Annotated in this window: 23 protein-coding genes; 15 read left to right on the top strand and 8 right to left on the bottom strand. The window is 56.9% G+C overall.

What is annotated here, in order from left to right; genetic code table 11:
- Positions 1–142 precede the first annotated feature (142 nt).
- The gene (typA, locus tag I6L37_RS03215) at positions 143–1954 is read left to right on the top strand and encodes a translational GTPase TypA (RefSeq protein WP_026456607.1); all 1812 of its coding nucleotides are present in this window, start codon (positions 143–145) and stop codon (positions 1952–1954) included.
- A 190-nt stretch (positions 1955–2144) separates the two neighbouring features.
- Here typA and I6L37_RS03210 read toward each other — a convergent pair whose 3' ends face one another.
- The 5 genes from I6L37_RS03210 to def form a co-directional block, all read right to left on the bottom strand.
- On the bottom strand, positions 2145–3587 hold the full coding sequence (locus I6L37_RS03210) for a TrkH family potassium uptake protein (protein WP_042072547.1): 1443 nt from the start codon (positions 3585–3587) through the stop codon (positions 2145–2147).
- 96 nt (positions 3588–3683) lie between these two features.
- Positions 3684–5060 carry a Trk system potassium transporter TrkA gene (gene trkA, locus I6L37_RS03205; RefSeq protein ID WP_042025290.1) on the bottom strand — a complete coding sequence of 459 codons (1377 nt, stop codon included), beginning with the start codon at positions 5058–5060 and terminating at the stop codon, positions 3684–3686.
- A gap of 87 nt (positions 5061–5147) precedes the next feature.
- On the bottom strand, positions 5148–6440 hold the full coding sequence (rsmB, locus tag I6L37_RS03200) for a 16S rRNA (cytosine(967)-C(5))-methyltransferase RsmB (RefSeq protein WP_216993253.1): 1293 nt from the start codon (positions 6438–6440) through the stop codon (positions 5148–5150).
- 45 nt (positions 6441–6485) lie between these two features.
- Complete coding sequence (gene fmt / locus I6L37_RS03195) at positions 6486–7430, bottom strand: methionyl-tRNA formyltransferase (RefSeq protein ID WP_216993252.1); 945 nt, start codon at positions 7428–7430, stop codon at positions 6486–6488.
- 12 nt (positions 7431–7442) lie between these two features.
- Positions 7443–7955 (bottom strand): peptide deformylase, encoded by a 513-nt coding sequence (gene def, locus I6L37_RS03190; RefSeq protein ID WP_026456707.1) that lies wholly within the window; start codon positions 7953–7955, stop codon positions 7443–7445.
- A gap of 108 nt (positions 7956–8063) precedes the next feature.
- Between def and I6L37_RS03185 the strand changes: the two genes are divergently transcribed.
- The 8 genes from I6L37_RS03185 to I6L37_RS03150 all read left to right on the top strand — a co-directional run bounded on the left by I6L37_RS03185 (position 8064) and on the right by I6L37_RS03150 (position 14699).
- Positions 8064–9155, top strand: coding sequence for a LysM peptidoglycan-binding domain-containing protein (locus I6L37_RS03185; RefSeq protein WP_216993251.1), 1092 nt, complete (start codon positions 8064–8066; stop codon positions 9153–9155).
- Between the two features lies 1 nt (position 9156).
- Positions 9157–10272, top strand: coding sequence for a DNA-processing protein DprA (dprA, locus tag I6L37_RS03180; RefSeq protein WP_216993250.1), 1116 nt, complete (start codon positions 9157–9159; stop codon positions 10270–10272).
- Positions 10265–10738 carry a DUF494 family protein gene (locus I6L37_RS03175; RefSeq protein WP_042072540.1) on the top strand — a complete coding sequence of 158 codons (474 nt, stop codon included), beginning with the start codon at positions 10265–10267 and terminating at the stop codon, positions 10736–10738. Before dprA ends, I6L37_RS03175 begins: the two co-directional genes overlap by 8 nt.
- 55 nt (positions 10739–10793) lie before the next feature.
- Positions 10794–11351: a type I DNA topoisomerase gene (locus tag I6L37_RS03170; RefSeq protein ID WP_082043443.1), complete on the top strand. Its 558-nt coding sequence runs from the start codon at positions 10794–10796 to the stop codon at positions 11349–11351.
- A gap of 595 nt (positions 11352–11946) precedes the next feature.
- Positions 11947–12507 (top strand): Sua5/YciO/YrdC/YwlC family protein, encoded by a 561-nt coding sequence (locus I6L37_RS03165; protein WP_216993249.1) that lies wholly within the window; start codon positions 11947–11949, stop codon positions 12505–12507.
- 101 nt (positions 12508–12608) lie between these two features.
- The gene (gene hemF / locus I6L37_RS03160; RefSeq protein ID WP_216993248.1) at positions 12609–13517 is read left to right on the top strand and encodes an oxygen-dependent coproporphyrinogen oxidase; all 909 of its coding nucleotides are present in this window, start codon (positions 12609–12611) and stop codon (positions 13515–13517) included.
- 103 nt (positions 13518–13620) lie between these two features.
- Positions 13621–14442 (top strand): shikimate dehydrogenase, encoded by an 822-nt coding sequence (gene aroE, locus I6L37_RS03155; protein WP_216993247.1) that lies wholly within the window; start codon positions 13621–13623, stop codon positions 14440–14442.
- On the top strand, positions 14439–14699 hold the full coding sequence (locus I6L37_RS03150) for a DUF1488 domain-containing protein (protein WP_026458214.1): 261 nt from the start codon (positions 14439–14441) through the stop codon (positions 14697–14699). Before aroE ends, I6L37_RS03150 begins: the two co-directional genes overlap by 4 nt.
- Positions 14700–15482: 783 nt before the next feature.
- On the opposite strand, the gene yihA is transcribed toward I6L37_RS03150, so the two are convergent.
- A complete protein-coding gene (gene yihA, locus I6L37_RS03145) occupies positions 15483–16139 on the bottom strand; it encodes a ribosome biogenesis GTP-binding protein YihA/YsxC (protein WP_026456286.1) in 657 nt (218 codons plus the stop codon).
- Positions 16140–16281: 142 nt separating this feature from the next.
- On the opposite strand from yihA, the gene I6L37_RS03140 reads away from it, so the two are divergent.
- The 6 genes from I6L37_RS03140 (at position 16282) to I6L37_RS03115 (ending at position 23090) form a co-directional block, all read left to right on the top strand.
- Positions 16282–16899, top strand: coding sequence for a cytochrome c (locus I6L37_RS03140; protein WP_026456285.1), 618 nt, complete (start codon positions 16282–16284; stop codon positions 16897–16899).
- Positions 16900–17408: 509 nt separating this feature from the next.
- Positions 17409–18830, top strand: coding sequence for an IS66-like element ISKpn15 family transposase (locus tag I6L37_RS03135; RefSeq protein WP_032495448.1), 1422 nt, complete (start codon positions 17409–17411; stop codon positions 18828–18830).
- A gap of 435 nt (positions 18831–19265) precedes the next feature.
- Positions 19266–19838 carry a Der GTPase-activating protein YihI gene (gene yihI / locus I6L37_RS03130; RefSeq protein ID WP_216993246.1) on the top strand — a complete coding sequence of 191 codons (573 nt, stop codon included), beginning with the start codon at positions 19266–19268 and terminating at the stop codon, positions 19836–19838.
- A gap of 11 nt (positions 19839–19849) precedes the next feature.
- Positions 19850–20290, top strand: coding sequence for a DUF2489 domain-containing protein (locus tag I6L37_RS03125; protein ID WP_042025274.1), 441 nt, complete (start codon positions 19850–19852; stop codon positions 20288–20290).
- Between the two features lie 31 nt (positions 20291–20321).
- Positions 20322–21695, top strand: coding sequence for an oxygen-independent coproporphyrinogen III oxidase (gene hemN / locus I6L37_RS03120; protein ID WP_216993245.1), 1374 nt, complete (start codon positions 20322–20324; stop codon positions 21693–21695).
- 307 nt (positions 21696–22002) lie between these two features.
- Positions 22003–23090 (top strand): IS3-like element ISAs22 family transposase gene (locus I6L37_RS03115; protein ID WP_088821966.1). Its coding sequence is split into 2 segments (ribosomal slippage): positions 22003–22255 and positions 22255–23090, totalling 1089 coding nucleotides; the frame shifts between segments, so codons are not numbered across the junction.
- Positions 23091–23563: 473 nt separating this feature from the next.
- On the opposite strand, the gene I6L37_RS03110 is transcribed toward I6L37_RS03115, so the two are convergent.
- Together I6L37_RS03110 and I6L37_RS03105 are read right to left on the bottom strand one after the other, a co-directional pair.
- Positions 23564–23932, bottom strand: a complete 369-nt coding sequence (locus tag I6L37_RS03110) for a hypothetical protein (protein ID WP_042025272.1) — start codon at positions 23930–23932, stop codon at positions 23564–23566.
- 1 nt (position 23933) lies between these two features.
- Positions 23934–24581 carry an AAA family ATPase gene (locus I6L37_RS03105; protein ID WP_026456280.1) on the bottom strand — a complete coding sequence of 216 codons (648 nt, stop codon included), beginning with the start codon at positions 24579–24581 and terminating at the stop codon, positions 23934–23936.
- Positions 24582–24651: the final 70 nt, after the last annotated feature.

Genomic DNA, 24651 nt, shown 5'->3' with positions numbered 1-24651 from the left:
CGAGGCGCCCAAGCAGGCTTTGTGGGACGGGTCTATGATCCAGATCCGTTGATGTGCGCGAATGTACTGCAATTCTGCTAGGCAGATCACAAAGGCGAGAGTACAATTAGCGCCCAATTTTACCCGGTGTATTGAGGCGAGAATGTTAGATAATTTACGCAATATTGCGATTATTGCGCACGTTGACCACGGCAAAACCACGCTGGTGGACAAGCTGCTGCAGCAGTCCGGTACCCTGGACCGCTCCACGGAAGGTCAGGAACGGATCATGGACTCCAATGATCTGGAACGGGAACGTGGCATCACCATTCTCGCCAAGAACACTGCGATCCGCTGGAACGACTACCGCATCAACATCGTGGATACCCCGGGTCACGCCGACTTCGGTGGTGAAGTTGAGCGCGTACTCTCCATGGTTGACTCCGTGCTGCTGCTGGTTGACGCGGTAGACGGCCCGATGCCGCAAACCCGCTTCGTGACCCAGAAGGCATTTGCCCAGGGTCTGAAGCCGATCGTGGTGATCAACAAGGTTGACCGTCCGGGTGCCCGTCCTGACTGGGTAATGGATCAGGTATTCGACCTGTTCGACAACCTGGGGGCCACCGACGAGCAGCTGGACTTCAAAGTTGTTTACGCCTCTGCACTGAACGGTTGGGCCACCATGGATCTGGACACTCCGTCCGAGAACATGGAACCCCTGTTCCAGGCCATCGTCGACAACGTGGAAGCTCCGAAAGCTGACACCAACGGCGCATTCCAGATGCAAATCTCCCAGCTGGACTACAACTCCTACGTGGGCGTTATCGGTATCGGCCGCATCACCCGCGGTCGCGTCAAGACCAACCAGCAGGTGACCGTGGTCGGCGCCGATGGCAAGACCCGCAATGGCAAGGTTGGCCAGGTGCTGGGTTACCTGGGTCTGTCCCGTACCGAAGTGACCGACGCGCAAGCGGGCGACATCATCGCCATCACAGGTCTGGGCGAGCTGAAGATCTCCGACACCATCTGCGACACCGGTGCCGTTGAAGCGCTGCCGCCGCTCTCCGTTGACGAGCCGACCGTGAACATGACCTTCCAGGTCAACACCTCGCCGTTCGCCGGTAAAGAAGGCAAGTTCGTCACCTCCCGCAACATCCTGGAGCGTCTGAACCAGGAGCTGGTCCACAACGTGGCCCTGCGCGTGGAAGAGACCGATGATCCGGACAAGTTCCGCGTATCCGGTCGTGGTGAGCTGCACCTCTCCATCCTGATCGAAAACATGCGTCGCGAAGGCTACGAGCTGGCGGTATCCCGTCCGGAAGTTATCCTGCGCACCGTCGATGGCGAACTGCAAGAACCGTTCGAAACCGTCACCGTGGACGTGGAAGAAGCGCACCAGGGTTCCGTCATGGAACAACTGGGTCTGCGTAAAGGCGAAATGACCAACATGACCCCGGATGGCAAGGGCCGTGTTCGCCTCGACTTCATGATCCCGAGCCGTGGCCTGATCGGCTTCCAGACCGAGTTCATGACCCTGACCTCAGGTACCGGTCTGTTGTACCACACCTTTGACCACTACGGTCCGCACAAGGGTGGCAACATCGGTGAGCGTCAGAACGGCGTGCTGATCTCCAACGCAACCGGCAAGGCCCTGACCTACGCCCTGTTCGGTCTGCAGGACCGTGGTCGTCTGTTCATCGGTCACGCGACCGAAGTGTACGAAGGCCAGGTGATCGGTATCCACTCCCGCTCCAACGACCTGACCGTCAACTGCCTGAAGGGCAAACAGCTGACCAACATGCGTGCCTCCGGTACCGATGAAGCTCAGGTGCTGACTCCGCCGATCCGCATGTCTCTGGAACAGGCCCTCGAGTTCATCGACAACGACGAACTGGTAGAAGTGACTCCGAAGAGCATCCGCATTCGCAAGAAGTTGCTGACCGAGCTGGATCGCAAGCGCGCCGGCCGTGGTTGATATGATGCGTTGAGTGGCCATGGCCACTCCATGCAGGCAAGCGGGCCCAAACCTCTGGTTTGGGCCCGCTTTTATTGTCTGGCACTGCTCTGTTCAACCCATGCATTACTGATGGCGAGGCAGGGCAGTGGATAAACAAAAGCCGCGGGTCGTGAGACTCGCGGCTTTTTCATTGCTTCGTCGGTAGCGCTTACTGGCGCCAGAACGAGGGGAAGAAGAGCACGGCGACGGTCAGGATCTCGAGGCGCCCCAACAGCATGCCGAACGACATCAACCACTTGGCCGAATCGGGCAGGCTGGCGAAGTTGGTGCTGGGACCGACCACAGGTCCCATCCCGGGACCCACGTTGGCCACCGCCGTGATGGCGCTGGAGATGGAGGTGAGCGGGTCCAGCCCGATGGCGCCGAGCAAGGCGGCGATCACCAGTATGATGGCGAAGTAGGCCAGCACGAAGGAGATCATGGAGCGGATGATGGCGTCATTGACGGTGCGGCCGTTGTATTTCTGTGGAAACACGGCGGAGGGGTGCATCAGCTGGCGCATCTGCTTCTTGAACAGGGCGAAAGCAACCTGAATACGGAATATCTTCAGGCCCCCCGCCGTCGAGCCGGAGCAGGCCCCCAGCGCCAGCAGCACGATGAAGAGAATGCTGGTGAGCGGCCCCCAGGTGCCGAAGTCGCCGAGGCCGTAACCCGTGGTGGTGAGTACAGAGACGATATTGAAGCTGCTGATGCGCAGGGCGTCCCAGAAATCGAATACGTCCCGCTGCCACAGGTAGAGGGTCATGATGAGGGTGACCCAAACCACCAGCCAGAAGAAGCCCCGCACCTGGGCATCCTTGAACAGGCTGTAGTCCCTGTGATTGAGGCTCTGCACATAAAGCAGGAAGGGCAGGCCGCCCAGGAACATGAAGACGGTACCGATCCAGTGGGCAGAGGGGGAGAAGTGGGACATGGATTGGTCAGAAGTGGAGTAGCCGCCGGTACTCAGGGTAGTCATGGCGTGATTGACCGCCTCAAACATGGTCATGCCGCTCGCCCAGTAGGCCATGAAGCAGAGCATGGAGAGCACCAGATAGACCACGACGATATTGTTGGCCACCGTTTTGGCGCGCGGAGCGCTCTTGTCGGACCAATCCGAGCTTTCGGTCTGGAACAGCTTCATGCCACCGACGTTGAGGTAGGGCAGTACTGCTACCGCCATCACGATGAAACCGACCCCGCCAAGCCACTGCAGGATGGATCGCCACAACAGGATGCTGTGGGCCATGTTGTCGAGCCCGGAGAGCACGGTGGAGCCGGTGGTGGTCACTCCCGACATGGTTTCGAAGTAGGCGTCAGCAAACGTGATGTGAGTGATGAAGACGAACGGCAAGGCGCCAAAGACGCATGCCACTACCCAGACCGAGGTGGTGAGCAGAAACATCTCCCGCACCCCGAGGTGAAACTCCGCCTTGCGGCCATAGTGGAGGCAGAGCAGGGCGGCGCCATGGGTGATGAGCACCGACTTGAGAAATTCGACGAAGCCTTCGGAGCCGGTCAGCAGTGCCAGCAGGGTGGGCAGCCACATGAAGAGCGCCAGCTTGGAGAGCACCAGTCCGAGAGTGAAGATGATAGGTCGCAGCTTGATCATGCCGGATAACCTGGTCGTTGATTAAAAAAAGACCCGGACCATTCCCTTGGAGGGAGCAGGCCGGGTCGGATTTGGCTGTCTGTACGCATTTGAACGTTACAGGAAGAAGGGGCTTGGCTGGAACAGCCGCTCCACTTCCGGAATGTACTTCTTGTCCACCAGGAACATGACCACATGGTCATCTTGCTGGATCTGCGTACGGTCGTGGGCGATCAGTACTTCATCCCCCCGAACCACGGCACCGATAGTGGTGCCGGGCGGCAGCTTGAGCTCGCCCACCGTCTTGCCCACCACCTTGGAGGTGTTTTCGTCGCCGTGGGCGATAGCCTCGATGGCCTCGGCGGCACCGCGGCGCAGACTGTAGACGTTGGCGATATCGGCCCGTCGCACGTGGGTCAGCAGGGCCGAAATGGTGGCCTGCTGGGGCGAGATGGCGATGTCGATGGAGCCACCCTGCACCAGATCCACGTAGGCGCCGCGCTGGATCAGTACCATGGTCTTCTTGGCGCCCATCTTCTTGGCGAGCAGGGCCGACATGATGTTGGCCTCGTCCTCGTTGGTCACCGCGATGAAGACATCGATCTGGTCGATGTGCTCCTCCGCCAGCAGCTCCTGATCCGCCGCATCGCCGCAGAAGACGATGGTGTTTTCCAGCAACTCGGAGAGTTGCTCGGCCCGCTTCAGGTTGCGCTCGATGAGCTTGACGCTGTAGCGCTTCTCCAGCTGGCGGGCGAGGCCGGCGCCGATATTGCCGCCTCCGACGATCATGATGCGCCGGTAGGGGCTCTCGAGTCGCTGCAGCTCCGACATCACGGCACGGATATGGCCGGCGGCGGCGACGAAGAAGACCTCGTCATCCGCTTCTATGATGGTGGTGCCTTGCGGGCGGATGGGGCGTCCCTGACGGAAGATGGCAGCCACCCGGGTCTCGATGTTGGGCATATGTTCACGCAGGGTGGAGAGGGCATTGCCCACCAACGGGCCGCCGTAGTAGGCCTTGACCGCCACCAGGCCGACCCGGCCACCGGCGAAATCCACTACCTGCAGAGCCCCCGGATATTCGATGAGGCGCCGCACATAGTCGGTCACCAGTTGCTCGGGGGCGATCAGGTGATCCACCGGCACGGATTCCGGCAAGAACAGACGATCCCGCTCGGTCAGATAGGCCGGTGAGCGGATCCGCGCCACCTTGTTCGGCGTGTTGAACAGGGAGTAGGCCACCTGGCAGGCGATCATGTTGGTTTCGTCGCTGTTGGTGACGGCCACCAGCATGTCGGCATCCTGGGCGCCCGCCTCGCGCAGCACCTTGGGGTGGGCGCCGTGGCCATTGACCACTCGCAGATCGAACTTGTCCTGCAACTCGCGCAGCCGCTCGCTGTCGGTATCGACGATGGTGATGTCGTTGTTCTCCCCGGCCAGGTTCTCGGCCAGGGTGCCGCCGACCTGGCCGGCGCCCAGAATGATGATCTTCATACGGACCGTTTACTCACGTTGGTGCGGTAAAGGGGGCCGCCAGCACAGGCCAGGCGGGGCTCCCGAATGATGCCGGACATGCCGGGCTCACTGCTTGATCAGCTTGGCATAGTAGAAGCCGTCCATTTCGGCCTCGCCCGGCAGGAACTGACGCCCCGGGCACTCCGGCGTGTCTTCTGCGTGCAGTGGCACCAGGGTGGCATCCGGCGTCGCCGCCAGGAAGGCGCGGATCTGTTCGCGATTCTCCTCCGGCAGTACGGAGCAAGTTGCGTAGAGCAGGGTACCGCCGCTCTTCAGCTTTGCCCAGAGTGCGTTGAGGATGCGGCGCTGCAGCTCGGCCAGTTCACGAATGTCCTGATCCCGGCGCAGCCACTTGATGTCGGGGTGACGGCGGATGACGCCGGTCGCGGAGCAGGGGGCATCCAGCAGGATGCGATCAAACTGCCCATCTGGCCACCACTGTTCCGGCGCGCTGGCATCGCCGTGGATCACTTGGGCGGTGAGGCTGATGCGCTCCAGGTTTTCCCGTACCCGAGTCAGGCGGTGTTCGTCGGCATCGACCGCGACGACGCCTGCCAGCTTGGGTTGGCGTTCCAGCAGGTGTGCGGTCTTACCGCCAGGAGCAGCGCAGGCATCCAGCACCCACTCACCCGGCTGCGGGTCGAGCAGGGCTGCGGCCTGTTGGGCCGCACCATCCTGTACCGAGCAGTCACCCACCTCGAAACCGGGTAGCTTGGCCACGTCGCAGGGGCGCTCCAGCAGGATGCAGTCCTCACCCTCTTCACCAGCCACTGCATTGATGCCGGCTTCGGCCATGCGTGCCAGCATCTGGTCGCGGCTCTGGCGCTGGCTATTGTTGCGGATCCACATGGGCGGGCGCTGGTTGTTGGCCTCCATGATGAATTCCCACTCGTCGGGATAGGCCTGACGCAGGCGCTTGGTGAGCCACTCGGGATGACCGAGGCGAATGCTGGGGACGCGGTCGATGCGCAGCAGAATGACTTCGGCGCTGCGCTGGAAGTTGCGCAGCACGCCGTTGATGAGGCCGCGCAAGGAAGATCCCTTGAGCAGCTTGACGGCATTGACGGTCTCGGCCACTGCGGCGTGGGCCGGAATCCGGGTGTAAATGAGTTGGTAGAGGCCGACCAGGATCAGGTAGTGGAAGATACGGCTCTTGTTCTTGAGCGGTTTGTCCATCATCTCGCCGACCGCCGCATCGAGGCGGGGCAGCCAGCGCAGGGTGCCGTAGCAGAGTTCTTGCAGGAGGGCGCGATCGCGAGGCGCAACCTTCTCTTGAGCAGCAGGCAGTACGGCTGAGAGGGACTGGCCCTGATCCAGCACCTGTTGAATGACGAGAGCGGCCTGTGCACGTGTTTTCATATGATTACCTTAGATGCGCAAGTCGGGGCCTGAGCCCCGCTTGTTTCAATTCAATTGCGTGCCGGGTTCAAACCAGTCGCGGCGAGAGTTGAGCAGATCCGTGACGGACATGGCTTTCTTGCCGGGCGGTTGCAGGGTCAGCAGGCGCAGCACACCCTTGCCGGTGGCGATATCGATCCCCTGCTTGTCGGCCTTGAGCAGGGTACCGGCACTCTGGCCGTGTTCGTGCTCGATGACCTCGGCCTGCCACACCTTGATGGTCTGACCGGCGACCTCGCACCAACTGATGGGCCAGGGATTGAAGGCGCGGATGCAGCGCTCGATAGCGACGGCGTCCATCGTCCAGTCGATGCGGGCCTCTTCCTTGGAGAGCTTCTGGGCATAGTTGGCCAGGGCATCGTCCTGCGGCTCGGCGGTCGTGTTGCCGGCAGCCATGGCATCGACGGTGTCGACCAGCGCCTGCGGGCCCAGTTCGGCCAGTTTGTCATAGAGGCTGGTGGAGGTTTCGTCGGCTGCGATGGGGCAGCTCACCTTGCGGATCATGGCGCCGGTATCCAGCCCCACATCCATCTGCATGATGGTCACGCCGGTCTCGGCATCGCCAGCCCAGATGGCTCGCTGAATAGGAGCAGCACCACGCCAGCGCGGCAGCAGGGAGCCATGCACATTGATGCAACCCAGACGCGGGGTATCGAGCACGGCCTTGGGCAAGATCAGGCCATAGGCCACCACGACCATCAGATCGGCGCCCAGTGACGCCAGTTCAGCCTGCGCCTCTTCGTTGCGCAGGGAGGCGGGCTGGTAGACCGGCAGATTATGGGCGAGGGCCAGTTCCTTGACCGGGCTGGCGGTGAGTTTCTGGCCGCGGCCGGCCGGCTTGTCCGGCTGGGTGTAAGCGGCGACGACCTCATGGTCGGAAGACAACAACGCCGCCAGGTGACGGGCGGCGAAGTCGGGAGTACCGGCAAAAATCAGTTTCAACTTATTCAATGCAGCAGATCCTCAAAGGGCTTTGCGATCTTCTCGGGCCATTTTTTCCAGCTTTTGGCGGATGCGCTGGCGCTTGAGCGGCGACAGGTAATCCACAAAGAGTTTGCCCATCAAATGATCCATCTCATGTTGGATGCAGATGGCGAGCAGATCGTCGGCCTCCAGTTCAAAGGGCTTGCCGTGACGATCCAGAGCCCGGATCTTGACCTGTTCGAAACGGGGAACCAGAGCCCGGCTGCCCGGGACGGAGAGACAGCCTTCTTCGATACCAGTGCTGCCACTCTGCGCAATTATCTCCGGGTTGATCAATACCAGAGGATGTTCACGGTTTTCAGAGACATCGATCACTATGATGCGCTGATGAATGTCGACCTGAGTCGCGGCCAGGCCAATGCCTTCCTCCGCGTACATGGTTTCGAACATATCATCTACAATCTGTTGTAACTCGGGTGTAAAGGTCTCGACAGGGGCTGCGATTGTACGCAGACGCTCATCGGGGAAACGCAATACATCTAGAATGGCCATAGTTTTTTCTTTAGTTTCGTATAAATGCAGTCAATATTGGCGTAATTCTAGTCATTTACGCCGACAAAAAACAGCAACACTTTGCGCGCAGAAGTAACAGGGAGTGTTATGTATCTGAAGCAAACCATCTTTGCCTGCCTGCTGGCCACCGTGAGTCAGGGCATTCTGGCCGATCAGCTGAAGCTGAAAGCAGGCTACCCCGAGAGCTATGTGGTGCAGAAAGGAGACACCCTGTGGGATATCTCCGGCAAGTATCTGGCCGAGCCCTGGCTCTGGCCCCGTCTCTGGAACATCAATCCGCAGATTGCCAATCCGCACTGGATCTACCCCGGTGATGTGCTGCACCTGAGCTGGGTCAATGGCGAACCACGCTTGGGCAAAGCGACGCAGGGGGGCAAGCAGGTCATCCGTCTCAGCCCCAAGAGCCGTTACGAGAACAAGGCCAACCCGATTCCCACGCTGCCCATCAGCGAGATAGGCCCCTTCCTGCAAACCGATCATATTCTGGCGGACACTCGCCAGCAGAAGAGCCTGCCTTATGTGCTGGGGTCGGACAAGAAACATATTGGCATGCTGGAGGGGGATACCCTCTACGTGCAAGGGGATCTGGTTCCGGGCCAGAATTATGGCATCTATCATCCCGGCGTCATCTACAAGGATCGCGAAACGGGTGAATTGCTTGGCCAGGAAGCGATTTTTGCTGGCACGATCCGTGCCGTGGCCCGCCTGGATGGCAACCGGACCGAGGCAACCCTCACCCATAACCAGCGTGAAGTCATGCAGGGTGACAAGGTGATGGTGTTGCCCGAGCAAGAGAGTCTACCCGCGGTCTTTATGCCCAAGGCTGCGCCGACCATTACCCCTGGCTATATTGTTGACTTGCTCAACAAGACCCGTGGCGGTGGCAAATTTGATGTGGTACTCATCAACAAGGGAAGCCGGGATCTGCTGGCGGCGGGGGATGTGCTGGACATACGTCGCCCGGGTGCCGGCTTGGTGACCAAAAATGGCAAGGTGCAGTACAGAGAGCTGTCATCTGTCTATGACAAGGTGTTTCACAGCAACAACCGCAAAGCGGCTCTGCCTTCTGAAGCCATTGCCAGAGTCATGTTGTTCAAGGTGTATGACAAGCTGAGTTACGGTCTCATCATGCAGAGCAACGACATGGTGAGTTCGGGTTATCAGGTTACCCATTTCTGAGGTGAACTATCCCGACGGGCGGCTGGCCCTCTGGCTGACATTGGAAGCCGTCACGGGGATCGGCCCTGTGACGGCTTCTCGTTTGCTGGAACGGGTGGGTGGCGACATCCTGACATTGTTTGAGAGCGATGAAGCCAGTCTGCATGGCATGGGACTCTCTTCCGAGCAGATCAGACAGTTAAGATGGCCATCACCGGTTGTTGAAGGGGGGCTGAGGTGGGCCTGTGATCCCGGTAATCATCTTGTTCCTCGTGATCATCCGGCCTACCCGGCTTTGCTGGGTGAAATCCCGGCGGCCCCCTTGTTGCTCTATTGTCGTGGTGATTTGTCAGCCCTGGTGTTGCCGCAGCTGGCCATGGTCGGCACCCGTCATCCTACCTATGCCGGCAAAGACAATGCTGCGCGTCTGTGTGCCGAGCTGGTAGCGTGCGGGCTGGCGATAACCTCAGGACTGGCGCTGGGGATCGATGGCATCTGTCATCAGCAGGCCTTGACGAGTGGCTGTGTCACACTTGCCGTATTGGGCTCCGGCCTTGACTGTATCTATCCCAAGCGTCATCAGGGGCTGGCGGTTAATATTCTGGAGCGTGGTGGTTTGCTTGTCTCCGAGTTTGCGCCGGACAAGGGACCGCTTGCCGAGCATTTTCCTCGCCGTAATCGCATTATCAGCGGCCTCTCTTTGGGGACTCTGGTGGTGGAGGCGACCGAGCAGAGTGGCTCGCTGATCACCGCTCGTTATGCGCTTGAGCAGGGGCGCGAGGTTTTTGCGGTTCCCGGTGCCCCTCAAAATGAACAAGCGACGGGCTGCAACAGATTAATTCAACAAGGTGCCAAACTTGTGCTGAATGCAGCCGATATAGTGGAAGAGCTGCCCATGTTGATGGGATCTTGGCAAAGGCAACGAGTGGCTCCTGCACCACAGATTAATAGCGAATTGCCTTATGCCGATTTGTTGGATAACGTAGGTTATGAGACCACGAGCGTGGATACCGTCGCCGAACGGGCTCAGCTCCCTGTCGAAGTGGTACTGGGCAGGTTGGTGGAGCTGGAACTGGCCGGGGCAGTGATGGCGGTAGCCGGTGGATACGTCAGAACGAGGAGGGCGAATCATGTTTGATGTATTGATGTACCTTTTCGAGACCTACATCCACAGCGATGCAGATGTGATGGTGGAACAGGACGAGCTCACCGACGAGTTGAGCCGTGCCGGTTTCGACAAAGACGAGATCGAAAAAGCGCTCAGCTGGCTGGAGCGGCTGGCCAATCTGCATGATAGCGAGCGGGAGGTGTACGTCTCCGCCAGCGCGCAAGGTTCGATGCGTATCTACGCCCCGCAAGAGCTGGCTCGCCTCAGCACGGAATGTCGTGGCTTCCTGCTTTTCCTGGAGCAGGCTCAGGTACTGAATGCCGAAACCCGTGAAATCTGCATCGAGCGCCTGCTTGAGCTGGACAAGCCGGATATCGAGCTGGATGACCTGAAATGGGTTGTCATGATGGTGCTGTTCAACGTCCCCGGCAGTGAAAACGCATATCAGCAGATGGAAGAGCTGGTGTTTGACGAGTCAGACGGCGTCATCCACTGACAGTCCGCCGCCGCGCTGGTAGAATCTGGAGCATCTGGATTTCAAGGCGCGGCACATGTCAAAAATCGATCACCACCTCTTCTCTGCCCATGAGCATGCGTTCGAGCGCGAGCCCTGCCCGCAATGTGGCGCCGAGCTGGTGATCCGTCAGGGCAAACATGGCTTGTTTCTTGGCTGCTCCGCCTACCCTTCCTGCGACTATATCCGCTCCCTGACGCCATCCGGTCGTGATATCGAAAAAGTGCTCGAAGGTTCCGTCTGCCCGGATTGCGGTCATCCCCTGGCGATCAAAAAGGGTCGTTATGGCCTGTTTGTGGGATGCACCCAGTATCCGGCCTGCCAGCATATCGAATCCCTGCAGGAAAGTGATGACACCCAGATCCTGTGTCCTGATTGTGGCAAGGGGCATCTGGTGAGCCGAACCTCTCGCTATGGCAAGCAGTTTTACTCCTGTGATGCTTACCCCCATTGCAAATATGTGGTGAACGACAAACCTATCCCCATGCCATGTCCCGAGTGTGGTTGGGGCATCATGGTAGAGAAAAAAGTGAGGGGTGCGTTGCGCTGGGTGTGCCCGCAAAAGAAATGTGGCCATCAAAGTGAGCGGTTATAAGTCCGCTGCACAACCAGGTTGCAGCATTGCTAGTAAATTCAATCCTTTGGACTAGGGAAATTACCTGCCATACATAGCCCTTCGTTACCGTATCACTGGGTTCTGATCCAACCTTTCCCGTATGCAAACTGCTCTCGATAAGCTCAACTCGCTTGAGATCAAGGCTGAAGTTAGCGTCATCTCCGTACTCTGCCAGTCATCTCTCAGTCGGTGACCGACCTAGAGGCCCGTGGCTGCCAGGTCTCAATATGTGCCATTGGCCGGGCGATTCATCAGACAAGCCATTGCCAGCATCACGCCCGTTCCATGATGGGGGTTCCCATCTATAGTGGTTTGCTCAAAGAGCTGGTTGCTCAGATGCTGGTGGTGAGGGATGATGCGTGGGCAGCCAAGGGTGTGCCAAACGCCAGCTCAAGATTGAGGAGATGGTAGCCAGGGGGGCCGCACTGCAGGTACGACTCAACGTAGATTAAATGATGTGGCTGTTATCCGATTGAGCGCTATTTTCCTCTCTGGAAAGTGCGATCACAGCGGTGGCGGTCATGTAACAGGTTCAACCCAATGATGAGGTGGCAGCCCGACTGCCGCATGTGTTATGTCCAACGAATTTGAACGCGCCGTTGCAGCCCTTCGCCAGGAAGGGGTAATTGCCTATGCCACCGAGGCCGTATTTGGTCTGGGTTGTGATCCTGATTCCGAACCGGCGGTCCAGCGCTTGCTGGCCATCAAGCAACGTCCGGTGGAGAAGGGTCTTATCCTGATCGCAGCCGAGCTGGCGCAGTTGCAGGATTATATCGACCTGGATCAGCTGAGCGATGAACAGCGCCAACGGGTCGAAGAGAGCTGGCCAGGTCCCTTTACCTGGATCATGCCCGCCAAACCAAATACCCCTTCATGGTTGACTGGCCAGTTCAATACTCTGGCTGTTCGGGTGACGGCACATCCTCAGGTGCAGGCCCTGTGCCGTGCTTTTGGCAAACCGCTGGTCTCTACCAGTGCCAACCTGACCGGTGAGGAGCCTGCCCGCCGGGTGGCGGATATTGGAGAATTGCTGGCAAGCCAGCTGGCCTATATTCTGCCCGGAGAGGTTGGTGGTCAGGCGAATCCATCAGAAATCAAGGATGCCAGAACCGGCGCCATCATCCGGGCTTCCTGACCCGGACGGTGAACTTGGCTTGGCTATGACGGGCGTCGAGGGCGCCACAATCGCACAATAACAAGGACAGGGCGAACAGATCCTGCCTCACTGGAGACAAGATGAGCAAACCGGATGTGGCCGAGGTCAAGGCCTTCCTGTTGCAGCTACAGGACGAAATCTGTCGCGGTCTGGAACAGGCCGATGGAACTGGACACTTTGTTGAGGATGCCTGGCTGCGCGAGGGGGGCGGCGGTGGCCGAACCCGGGTGCTGCGTCACGGCGCCGTCATCGAGCAGGGGGGGGTCAACTTCTCCCACGTGTATGGTGATGCGATGCCTGCATCGGCGACTGCCCATCGTCCCGAGTTGGCGGGGCGCCGGTTCGAAGCCATGGGGGTGTCGCTGGTGATCCACCCGCATAACCCCTATGTGCCGACCAGCCATGCCAATGTCCGGTTTTTCATTGCCGAGAAAGAGGGTGAAGAACCTATCTGGTGGTTCGGGGGCGGTTTCGATCTGACGCCGTTTTATCCGTTCGAAGAGGATGTGCGGCACTGGCATCAGGTATCCCATGAGCTTTGCCAGCCCTTTGGCGAGGAGATTTACCCCGAGTTCAAGGCGTGGTGTGACCGCTATTTCTATCTCAAGCATCGTAACGAGACACGTGGGGTAGGGGGCCTCTTCTTCGATGACTTGAACCGTTGGCCGTTTGCCGACTGTTTCGCCTTCATGCAGGCGGTGGGCCGAGGCTATCTCGAGGCTTATCTGCCGATTGTCGAGCGACGCAAGGCCTTGCCCTATGGTGAGCGGGAGCGAGAATTCCAGCTCTACCGTCGTGGTCGCTATGTAGAGTTCAACCTGGTTTATGACCGTGGCACCTTGTTCGGGTTGCAGACTGGGGGGCGCACCGAATCCATCCTGATGTCGATGCCGCCTCTGGCGCGCTGGGAATATGACTGGCAGCCTGCTGCAGGTAGCCCGGAGGCCCTGCTCTACAGCGATTACCTCACGCCTCGAGAGTGGCTGTGACAAAAGGGGCCGCCTGCGGCCCCTTTCTGTTGCCGAGATTCGGCTTGTCCCTGAGAGGGAAAACCCGTTAAATCGGAACATCGCCCTCTGCTGGAATGCTTTGATGGATCATTATCTGGTTTTTGGCCACCCGGTGCGCCATAGCAAATCTCCCTTCATCCACACCCTGTTTGCCAGACAGACTCAACAAGAGTTGGAGTACGGGCTGGCCGAGCCTGCCGTCGATCAATTTGCTGCTGCTTTGCACGATTTTTTTGCCCAGGGGGGCAAGGGGTGTAACGTCACGGTGCCATTTAAAGAGCAGGCGTTCGCATTGGTGAATCAACTGAGCCCCAGGGCCAAGCGGGCCGGGGCAGTCAATACCATCAAGCTGACCGACGATGGTGTGTTGCTTGGAGACAATACCGACGGCGCCGGCCTGGTAGCTGACCTGAAATCCCATGAGGTGTCTCTGGCTGGTTGCCGGATCTTGTTGCTGGGTGCCGGTGGCGCGGCTCGTGGGGCCTTGGCGCCGTTATTGGCCGAACAACCACGCGAACTAGTGATTGCCAATCGCACTCACGCCAAAGCCGAACAGCTGGCTGCCGAGTTTAGTGATTTGGGCACGGTAACGGCGCAAACTTATGAACAGCTGAGCGGATCTTTCGATCTTGTCATCAATTCAACCTCGGCCAGTTTGCAAGGTGAGTTGCCACCACTGTCGCCTGCCCTGATTCATGCTGATATCGCCATTTATGACATGATGTATGGTGCTACGGACACGCCTTTCATCACCTGGGCCAGGCAGCAGGGGGCCCGTCATGCCATGGACGGACTGGGCATGCTGGTGGAGCAAGCCGCAGAGGCGTTCACCGTGTGGCGTGGCATCCGGCCAGGTACTAAACAAGTATTGAGAGAGCTGAAGCGTAATCTGGGGATTCTATGAACCAAGGTATTCTTTTTCCCGACTTGATGGAGTGGCAAGCTCAAGAGCAGCGGGTGCACTTCCCGGCCCAGCAGATGGGTGCGCTGATAAATTGCTACATCAGCCGCCGCAGACTGGAGAAAATGACCGGGCTTGTACTGACGAAGGAAGGTGACATAGTGCGGGCATTCGAAAGTGTGCGCTTTGACATTGAGGATATAGCGGAAAAACTCATTGAAGAACAAGAGTTTGGCGAAGATGGCGCCATCTACCTTTGATTTTTTCAGGTTTTTTTTCTTCGCGTCGGAACTTCTATGGCCCGCCGTGGACTAACTAGATAGTTGAGGAAGTGCTAGCTAGTCACCTTTATAACTCCCCGGTATTCGTACTGGGGATTTTTTTATCTAAATGAAAAATAAAGACTTTTTGTCTCGTTTCGAGTTTGGAATTTAATTACATAAATTACTTTCACTTTTTGCTGCTTTGTTGTACGATTCTCGGCGTAGGGTACAGAGGTAAGATGTTCTATCTTTCAGACCTTTTATTTCACGTAATTGAATGTGGCTGAATAGCAGCCCCGATGAGATTCTCGTCGGGGTGTTTTTTTATGCGTAGTGTTTAGAGTAAATGCTTTAATTTGCCGGTGCATTTGTTAGAATGAGGTGCTTCTTGAGGAAATACCTATCGTCGTGGTTCTCAAGAATCAGCTTCTTCCCAATTTTTTGAACTTCTTGTTTCAGGCCGGGTGACAGCACTGTCATTCGGCCTCATTTTTATCCCGTCTCGTACGTGAAATGTAATTAAATTACAGCATTGTCTTTTTAGGTGATTTTATTACTTCTTGCACGCACCAGCGTGAAAACGATATCAGAATTTTGAAAGGTTAATTCTCTTTGATAATTAAATCTCTATCTATCTGATAATTAAGAATGACTTTGTTGATGCGGGTAAAGGGTGGGGGTGGGGATGGGGAGAAAGAATGGAGAGAAAATATCAATCTGAAACCCTTTCAATCAGCGGAGGAGGATCTCCGCCAATTGCAAGGAAAGACGAGGAGCGGATTACTCCTCGCTAGACTCCTGTTCGTCGGCATCGACGAGACCTTCATCCGCGCCGGCCAGATACCAGTCGGTCAGGGTCTTCGCCAGCTTTTCTACGCCGATATTGCTGAGTGACGAGAAGGCTTCCACCTGGATCTGCGGACCCAGGCTGGCAACAGCTTGACGTACCTTGATCACCTGATTGTTGCGGGGACCCGGGCTCAATTTGTCCGCCTTGGTCAGCAGCAGCATCACCGGCAGCTCGCGGTGAGTACTCCACTCCAGCATATTCATATCGGTGTCTTTGAGCGGGTGGCGAATGTCCATCAAGATCACCAGTCCTTTCAATGACTCACGACGCTGCAGATACTCTGCCAGTGATTTTTGCCACTTGAGCTTCATTTCCAGCGGAACTTGGGCATAACCGTAGCCTGGCAGGTCGACCAGACGTTTGCCCGGTTCCAGTTCGAACAGGTTGATGAGCTGGGTACGGCCCGGGGTCTTACTGGTCCGAGCCAGGTTCTTGTGTTTGGTCAAGGTGTTCAAAGCAGATGACTTGCCGGCATTGGAACGGCCTGCAAACGCGATCTCGACACCCCCATCATTTGGCAGGTGGCGGATGTCGGGTGCGCTGGTCACAAAATGCACCTTATTGAAATTCAGAATTTGTGTATCCAACGTAAATTCCCTATGGAGATAGAGGGTTATGGAGTTACTTTTTTGTAAAATAGTGTAAAATGGCGTCGCTTAAACGCGTTTATTTTAACATGCCTTCAGCGGCATGGGATCTGGAAGCCTAATAACGAAAAGTTGGAACGCCATGAAGAACCTAGTCATTACTCTTGCTCTGATGGTTGGCGTAACGGGGATGGCACAAGCCACAGGCGATGCCGCTGCGGGACAGACCAAGGCTGCCGTTTGTGCGGCTTGTCATGGACCGGACGGAAACAGCCTGGTTGATATGTACCCCAAAATTGCTGGTCAGCACGCATCATATATCAAAAAGCAGTTGATTGAACTCAAGGCAGCCGCTTCCGGCCAAACTGGTCGGGTTGCGCCCGTGATGGGGCCGATGGCATTGCCTTTGTCTGAACAGGACATGGATGATCTGGCGGCTTATTTCTCCAGCCAGAAGGTGACGCCGATCGCCGTCCCTGACGATGTCGTCGAAGCAGGCAAGGCTCTCTATATGGGAGGCGACTTGAGTCGTGGTTTGGCTGCCTGTACCGCCTGTCATGGTCCGCGCGGTTCCGGAGTTGAGCAGGCCAAGTATCCGAATTTGTCCGGGCAGCATCCGGCTTACATCAAGGATCAGTTGACCAAGTTCCGTGCTGGCACTCGGGATAACGATCCGAATGGCATGATGCGCGATGTGGCCAAGAAACTGACCGATCAAGATATCGATGTGTTGTCCAAGTATATTGCCGGACTGCACTGATTAGACGATTGCATTGTAGGGTTGCATAACGGGGAGCTTCTGCTCCCCGTTGTTTTTGCTTTCACCTTTCCATTCTCGTAATAGTCCTTGTTGTTTGTAAGAGATCTTCCATTTATCGGGTCGGCCAAGGCTCAAATATCTCTGTGTCTTTTCAAATAACCTCAATTAATCATGTAGTTAAATTGAAAATGCACTTTTATGATGCATAGAATTGATCCCTGAGTGATTGAGCCGCTTTATGGTGTTGATACCATTAATGCAAAGGATTTCTCCGAAAGGCTCATTGCAGGACGCAGTGACAACAGGATGTCAGGCATGGTGGACGCCATGGGCTCTTTGGAGTCGGCAAGGGATTGAAGGATCAGGATGGTGACCATCTCCGGAGCGGGATGGGGGGGCGGGATGGTAAGTATTCACCGGAACAGTATTGACACAGGAAAAATGAGACGATCGTCTCTTGATCCCACTTTCCTGCTTGCTTGATCCTGCTCCTTAGATACGCTCCCCCCATGAGCAAAAACACCATGCATTCCGCGGGAATGCCCACCACTCTGGAGCAGGCCAACGAGCTGATTTATAAGCTCCTCGACCGCATCGCCGAGCTGGAGGACCGCCTCAATCAGCACAGCGGCAACTCCTCCAAGCCGCCTTCCAGCGACGGCCCCGGTGCACCGCCGCCGGCCCGCAAGCGTCCGGCGTCCGGCAAGCAACGGGGGGCGCAGCCCGGTCACAAGGGACATCGCCGCGAGCGGCATCCGCTTGATGCCCGCCTGACCCTGGTCCCGCATTACCCTGCCGCCGATTGCGCTTGCTGTGGCGGGGACATGGTGGCCCATGCCAAACCCTATCAGGTTCATCAGGTGTTCGAGCTGCCCGAGGTGAGCTATCTCGTCACCGAACACCAACTGTATCGTGCGACCTGCTCACGGTGTATCGGCACGACCCAGGCCGCACTGCCAGACAACGTCAGCAGCAGCCAGATGGGGGCCAATCTGCTCAGCTACATCGCGCTGCAAAGCGGCCAGTTTCACCAGAGCGTCAGCCAGATACAGCAGCAGCTCAAACAGCATTTCGGCCTGAGTTTTAGCCGGGGCGCCATCAGTGAGGCGCAGGGGCGGGTGAGTGCCATGCTCACCCCGACCTACCAGGCCATCAAGCAGCAGGTGCAGACGGCCACCCACGTTCATGCCGATGAGACCCGGCATCAGCGGGGTGGAGAGCGCCGCTGGATGTGGCTGGCGCTGAGCAAGATAGCCGTCTGCTTCATGACGGCCTATGGCCGTGGTCAGGAGGCGGCCAAGCGGCTGCTGGGCGCCGAGTTTGACGGGGTGCTGGTGACCGACCAGTACGCCGGCTACCGGTTTATCGACGCCGACCAGCGGCAACTGTGCTGGGCCCACGTGGCCCGCAATCTCGTGGCCATCGCCGAGAGTAGCGAGCAGTGCAACCAGCCCATCGGTGCCCGGTTGGTCTTGCTGGCGGATGCGGTGTTTCGTACCCGGCACCGTTGGGAAAGCGGTGCGTTGAGCAAGCAGAAATACCTGCGCAGGCTCGCGCGTTACCGGCAAAGCTGGCGAAGCCAGTTGGAGCGCGGCGCCCTGTTGTGCAGCAAACGCTACCGTGGACGATGCCAGTTGCTGCTGCGGGATGACGAGATGCTGTGGCGGTTTATGACTGACGACGAAATAGCGCTGACCAACAACGAGGCGGAGCGGGCGCTGCGTGGCTATGTGCTCTGGCGCAAGGGTAGCTACGGCGTGTGGTCTCACCGGGGCGAGCTGTTTCGCCAGCGCATCCTGTCGTTGGTGGAGACCGGCAAGCGATTGGGCCGCTGCCCACAGGAGTGGTTGAGGGCCGTGGTCAGGGCGTGCATCGAGAAGACAGATTATCCCATCCCGGCAGAACTGATGCCGTCAACCCCGTCCTGGTGAATAGATACGCGGGATGCGCATTCTCCTTCGCGATAACAGGATGTTGTCGGCGTGGGTCAAGCAAGCACACGCACATTCAGGACGACTCAATAACAAGGTCAGGAAGACCCTACCCGGATATGATGTGATCATTTGCCGTTACGGACGGATGAAATACGCGGTCTTGCCATTTCGGGAGGTGTTCGCATACACATATCAAGGCAGCTTCGGCTGCCTTTTTTCTGTTGGGTCATTAACCCGGCCCGCCATTCTGTGTCAAAATACCAGCAATATGCCCAGAGGATACCGATCCTGCGGTGTTCAGTGGCCTGAAAAGGCCGGATTGGTGCGGGTTCCTGCTCTTGTTCCAGCCTCACTGCTCCCCGTATCGTGTCCCGCCGGGTGACACCACCCCGGATAGGGTTCAAACCAAGTTATTTTCGGAGTTAGCCATTCATGTCTGCCAAACAACCCACTCGCAAGCCTACTGGCAAGCGCAAAGAATCAGAAGCCAGTGCTCAGGAAGGTCGTGAGCGTAAACGGGCTGCCAAACGTAAGGGGCTGAAGGCGGGCTCTCGCCAGCAGGTCGAACAGCAAGGCAAAAAATCCGGCGCCAAACAGGCAAAAGATCCCCGTATCGGCTCTCGCAAGCCAATTGCTCTGATTGTTGAAGAGAAGAGCATCAAGGCGGCAGCATCCAAGCCGGTGAAAGAGAAGAAGCTGGCGATGACTCCGGAGCAGGAACTGGCGGCCATCGAGAATGATGATCGTCTGAATGCCCTGCTGGATCGTCTCGATGCCGGTGAGACGCTGGATGCCGCCGAGCAGGCCTGGGTCGATCAGCGTGTTGATCGTTATCAGGAGCTGATGGATGAACTTGGCATCATCGACAACGACGATGATGAAGAGGAGTTCTCCTTCGCCGATGAGGAAGCTGAATACGATGAACCTCAGCAGCCGGCCTCTGAAGAGGAGCTGTGGGATCGTTTCACCCAGGTTGATTATCAACCCGAACCGAAGAAGAAGTGATGAGTGGATGGATGCTGGCCGCCCTGTTGGGCGGCCTGATTTTGTCAGGTCTGGCGATTTATGCCGGCATGCTGTTGGCCCGGCTGAAACGGCAGCAAGAGATGCAGTTACAGGCGATCAAGGCGCGTAACGAGCGGATCCTGGATAGCGTGCGAGTGATCGCCCACGCCGTGTTGGAAGGACAGTGTGATTATTCCGAAGGAGCTATTCGCCTGACCAATCTACTTGATGCCTTGCAGATCAAGGAAGGACGCGCTTTTGCTGCTGAATTTCCGGGCCTTTATGGCCTCTACGAAAAGGTGAAAGAGATGCCGACTCACGAGGCACGCCGTGCGCTCAAACGCAACGAAGTGATGAAGCTGGATCTTGAACGCAGTGGCTATGAAGCCGAGCTGGAGACCCAGATCCTCAAGGATGTCGCCCAGTTGAAAGATCTGCAGTTGAGTCAGTGAGCCATCAATAACAAGAAAAGAGGAAGCGAGTGTGCAAGCAGAACAGATTGTGTGGGATCAGGCCCTGATCGAAAAATACAACTACAGTGGCCCGAGATATACCTCCTATCCTACCGCGCTGGAGTTCAATGAGAGCTTTGGTTACGGCGATTTTGTCCAGGCCGCCAGTCAGTATCCCGAGCGCAATCTGTCGCTCTACGTGCACATCCCTTTCTGCCACAAGCTTTGCTATTACTGCGGTTGCAACAAGGTGATCACTCGCCACCAGCACAAGGCCGATGAATACCTTGATCACCTTGAGCAAGAGATCAAGGCGCAGGCCCCCCTGTTCAAACATCGTCTGGTGACCCAACTGCATTGGGGCGGTGGTACACCAACCTATCTGAACGAGCCCCAAACCCGTCGTTTGATGGGCATGTTGCGCGAACACTTCCGGTTTGCCGAACAGGGAGAGTTCAGCATCGAGGTCGACCCCCGCGAGATCGAACTCACCATGCTGGATGTACTGCGGGAGGTTGGTTTCAACCGCATCAGCCTGGGTGTGCAGGACTTCAACAAGGATGTGCAGCTAGCCGTCAATCGCGAACAGGATAACGACTTTATTTGCGCCATGCTGGAGCGGGCGCGTGAACTCGGTTTTCGTTCTACCAACCTCGACCTTATCTATGGTCTGCCACATCAGGATCAGAGCAGCTTCCATCACACCCTGGAAGAAGTGCTCAAAACGGATCCTGCGCGTCTCTCCATCTTCAATTATGCGCATCTGCCAAGCCGTTTTGCTGCCCAGCGCAAGCTGAAAGAAGAGGATATGCCTGCGCCACAAGAGAAGTTGGCCATGCTGCAGGACACCATCGCCTTCCTGACCGGGCGGGGTTACCAGTTTATCGGCATGGATCACTTTGCCAAACCTGATGACGAGCTGGCCGTAGCCCAGCGCGAAGGCAAGCTGCACCGCAACTTCCAGGGCTATACCACTCAGGGGGACTGTGATCTGTTGGGGTTGGGGGTTTCATCCATCAGCATGATCGGCGATGCCTATTCCCAAAACCAGAAAGAGCTCAAGGCCTATTACGCCCAAGTGAGCGAGCTGGGTCATGCCCAGTGGAAGGGATGCTCGCTCAATCGGGATGACCTGATCCGCCGTGAGGTGATCAAGCGGCTGATCTGCGATTTTCGTCTGAACTTTGCTGCGGTAGAGCAAGAGCATGGTCTGGTTTTCAAAGAGTACTTTGCCGATGACCTCAAGCTGTTGCAGACCTTTGTCGACGATGGCCTGGTTCGTATGACCGATGAAGGCCTGGAGGTTTCGTCCACGGGGCATCTGCTCATTCGCAACATTTGCATGTGTTTCGATGTCTACTTGCGTAACAAGGCGCGCCAGCAGCAGTTTTCGCGGGTGATCTGACAATAGACAATGGGCGCCAAAATGGCGCCCATTGTCTATTTGCGACTGGGAAACACGCTCGATATGGGGTGAGCGGAAAACGCAGACAAAAAGATGGGGGCGACTTGCGTCGCCCCCGGTAGTCGTATCGCTCAGATCCTTGAACGAAGTTGCTCCCTGCAATCCCTGACTGTTTACCTCTTCCTTTAGGTTTCCCCTTCCCAATCCTTTGGGGTGTCCTTTAGCCATCTTGGCTTGGTAATCCCCCCGAAAAACTGAGGTGCTCATAAGTAGAATTTTCTCGTATCTTGAACGCAGGAGGTTCTACATGAAAACATCACGCTTTAGCGATGCACAGATCATCGCCATCCTCAAGCAGGCCGAGTCTGGTTCACCCGTCCCTGAGCTCTGCCGTGAGCATGGCATCAGCTCCGCCACCTTCTACAAGTGGCGCTCCAAATTCGGTGGCATGGATGCCTCTCTCATGGCGCGCCTCAAAGAGCTGGAAGAGGAAAATCGTCGCCTTAAGAAGATGTATGCCGAGGAGCGCCTAAAGGCTGAGATCATCTCCGAGGCGATGGCAAAAAAGTGGTGACGCCATCTGCCCGCAGGGAGATGGCGACCAAGGCTGTGGCTCATTACGCCATTTCTATCCGTCTGGCTTGCCAGGTGTTCAAGGTGAGCGAGGGTTGCTACCGTTATCAGCCCGTGCTGGCTGATGAAAACCAGGAAATTGCCGACTGGCTGCTGCGCCTCACCGCCAACCAGCGCAACTGGGGTTTCGGACTGTGCTTCCTGTACCTGCGTAACGTCAAAGGCTTTGGCTGGAACCACAAGCGGGTCTACCGGATCTATCGGGCGCTAGAGCTCAATCTGCGGATAAAACCCAAGAAGCGGCTAGTGCGGGCCAAGCCGGAGCCGTTGGCAGTCCCTGACCAACCGAATCACTGTTGGTCGATGGACTTTATGCATGACCAGCTCAGCGATGGTCGTTCGGTGCGGTTGTTTAATGTGATCGATGACTTCAATCGCGAAGCACTGTGCATCGAGGTGGATTTTTCCTTGCCTGCCTCGCGAGTCAAACGGGTGCTGGAGCAGGTTATCGAGTGGCGGGGCAAACCAGCCGCAATCCGCTGTGATAATGGTCCGGAATACATCAGCGAAGAGCTCAAGCAATGGGCGCAGCAGAAGAGGATTGCGCTGAGGTATATCCAGCCAGGCAACCCGCAGCAGAATGCCTACATAGAGCGATTTAACCGCACTGTGCGTTACGACTGGTTGGGCCATTACCTGTTTGAGTCACTGAATGAGTTACAGGAATTTGCCACGAACTGGCTGTGGGTTTATAACCATGAGCGGCCCAATATGGCGCTGGGCGGCTACACGCCGAAACAGCGCTTGGCACAGGCCGCATGACCTCTACTTTTGAGTGCTCCAAAAAATGGGGGGATTACCGCTTGACGAGTCATCCTTTCTCGCCGCACTTTCTCCATCCTGGGAGGTGTCCTTTACCACATCCTGTGGTGAGTCCATTTGCCCAACCCTGGCAGCCAGTCTTCCTGACCGACTTCATCGCGTCCGTGCATGAGTAACTATAAGGATTTTCCGGTTGCGTACAACGCCAGGGTGAAAAACGTTTTTATTCTGCTAACTTAAGAAAGTGCTAATGTTTTTATTTTTTGTATAAAAACAATTAATTAAATGTGTTGTTGTCATTTTTTAGGATCGCCTTTTCCGATTATTTCGAGGAACTTTTACGGCATTTGCTTACGGCTTTCATGGCAGATCTCTTACATGCAGTGGTTGGTTGCTGGTGCAACCGGATAGGGGGCTTGCCAGGAATGAAGTCAGGAGGGATGCCATAGGTAATGGCGAGGTGAAAGAAGGTATTAAAGTTGCTGGTTCAGTCGCTCATAGATGGTCTGGCGCTCCTCAGGGCTAAGGGAGGCGAAGTAGTGGGTGAAAAGACGCAGCAACAGAGATTTGTTCATGCCATCCTGTTGTGTCAGGCTGCCCAGCTCGCTGATGGCCGCCGTACTCATGGAGAAGGTAGCCTTTTTATAGCTGGGCTTCAGATGATCGCCGCGCTCGATGAACGCCAACGCCGAGAGAGCCTCATCCCTGTGCAGGCTTAGCTCCAGGCTGACCACCTTGGGTTTGCCCTTGGCATAAAACTCCGCGTCCTCGATGAACTCGTCGACGGTAAATTTCTTCTGGTGATGCAACTGGTGCTTTTTCTTCAGGTCGGCAAGGCCCATATCACACTCCCAATGTCAGAAATTCTTTGGCGATGGTCCGGATCTCCTCGGCGGATTTGCCATCCGGCTCTATCTCCATTACCGAGAGCCCCTTCTCCTCGCTGTCGTCGTAGACATTGCGGCCATAAGTAATGGCATTGAGTACATCGACGCCAAACGATGCACAGACCTCCTTCGCCTCCAGAATACGCTTTGCCTGGTTGGGCAGGGCGGGGCACTGGGTCAGCACCACGGCCGCATTGAGGGTCGGATTGACCATTTTGCAGGTCGTAATGAGATCTTCCATATGCGGCAGGGTCTTGAGATCGCGGCGTTTGGGGCGAAGGGGGATCAGGGCATGGGTAGCGACTGCCATGGTGGAGCGTAAAGCCCGGTTATCCTGGCCGCCACAATCGACGATGACGTAGTCGTAGCGATTCTTCAGGCTGATGAGATCGTTGCGGATATTGCCATACAGCTGCACGCAATTGATCTGGGGCAGGTCGGGATTGTCATTGCGCTCCTGGATCCAGTCGGAGGTGGTGCGCTGCGGGTCGCAGTCGACCAGTAGCACTTCCCCCTGAAACTGGGTCCTGAGATAGACAGCCAGATTTTGTGCCAGGCAACTCTTGCCGCTGCCTCCCTTCTCTCCACCAACCAGCAGGATCATTGTCGCGCCCCTTTCCCTGATGACACAGCTGTTTTGAGTATAGGAGGGGCTTTCTTCAAGACAAGGCGAG

This window comes from Aeromonas sp. FDAARGOS 1407 (assembly GCF_019048725.1).
GTDB classification, from domain to species: domain Bacteria; phylum Pseudomonadota; class Gammaproteobacteria; order Enterobacterales; family Aeromonadaceae; genus Aeromonas; species Aeromonas enteropelogenes.
This window is presented reverse-complemented; position numbering and strand designations above follow the sequence as displayed.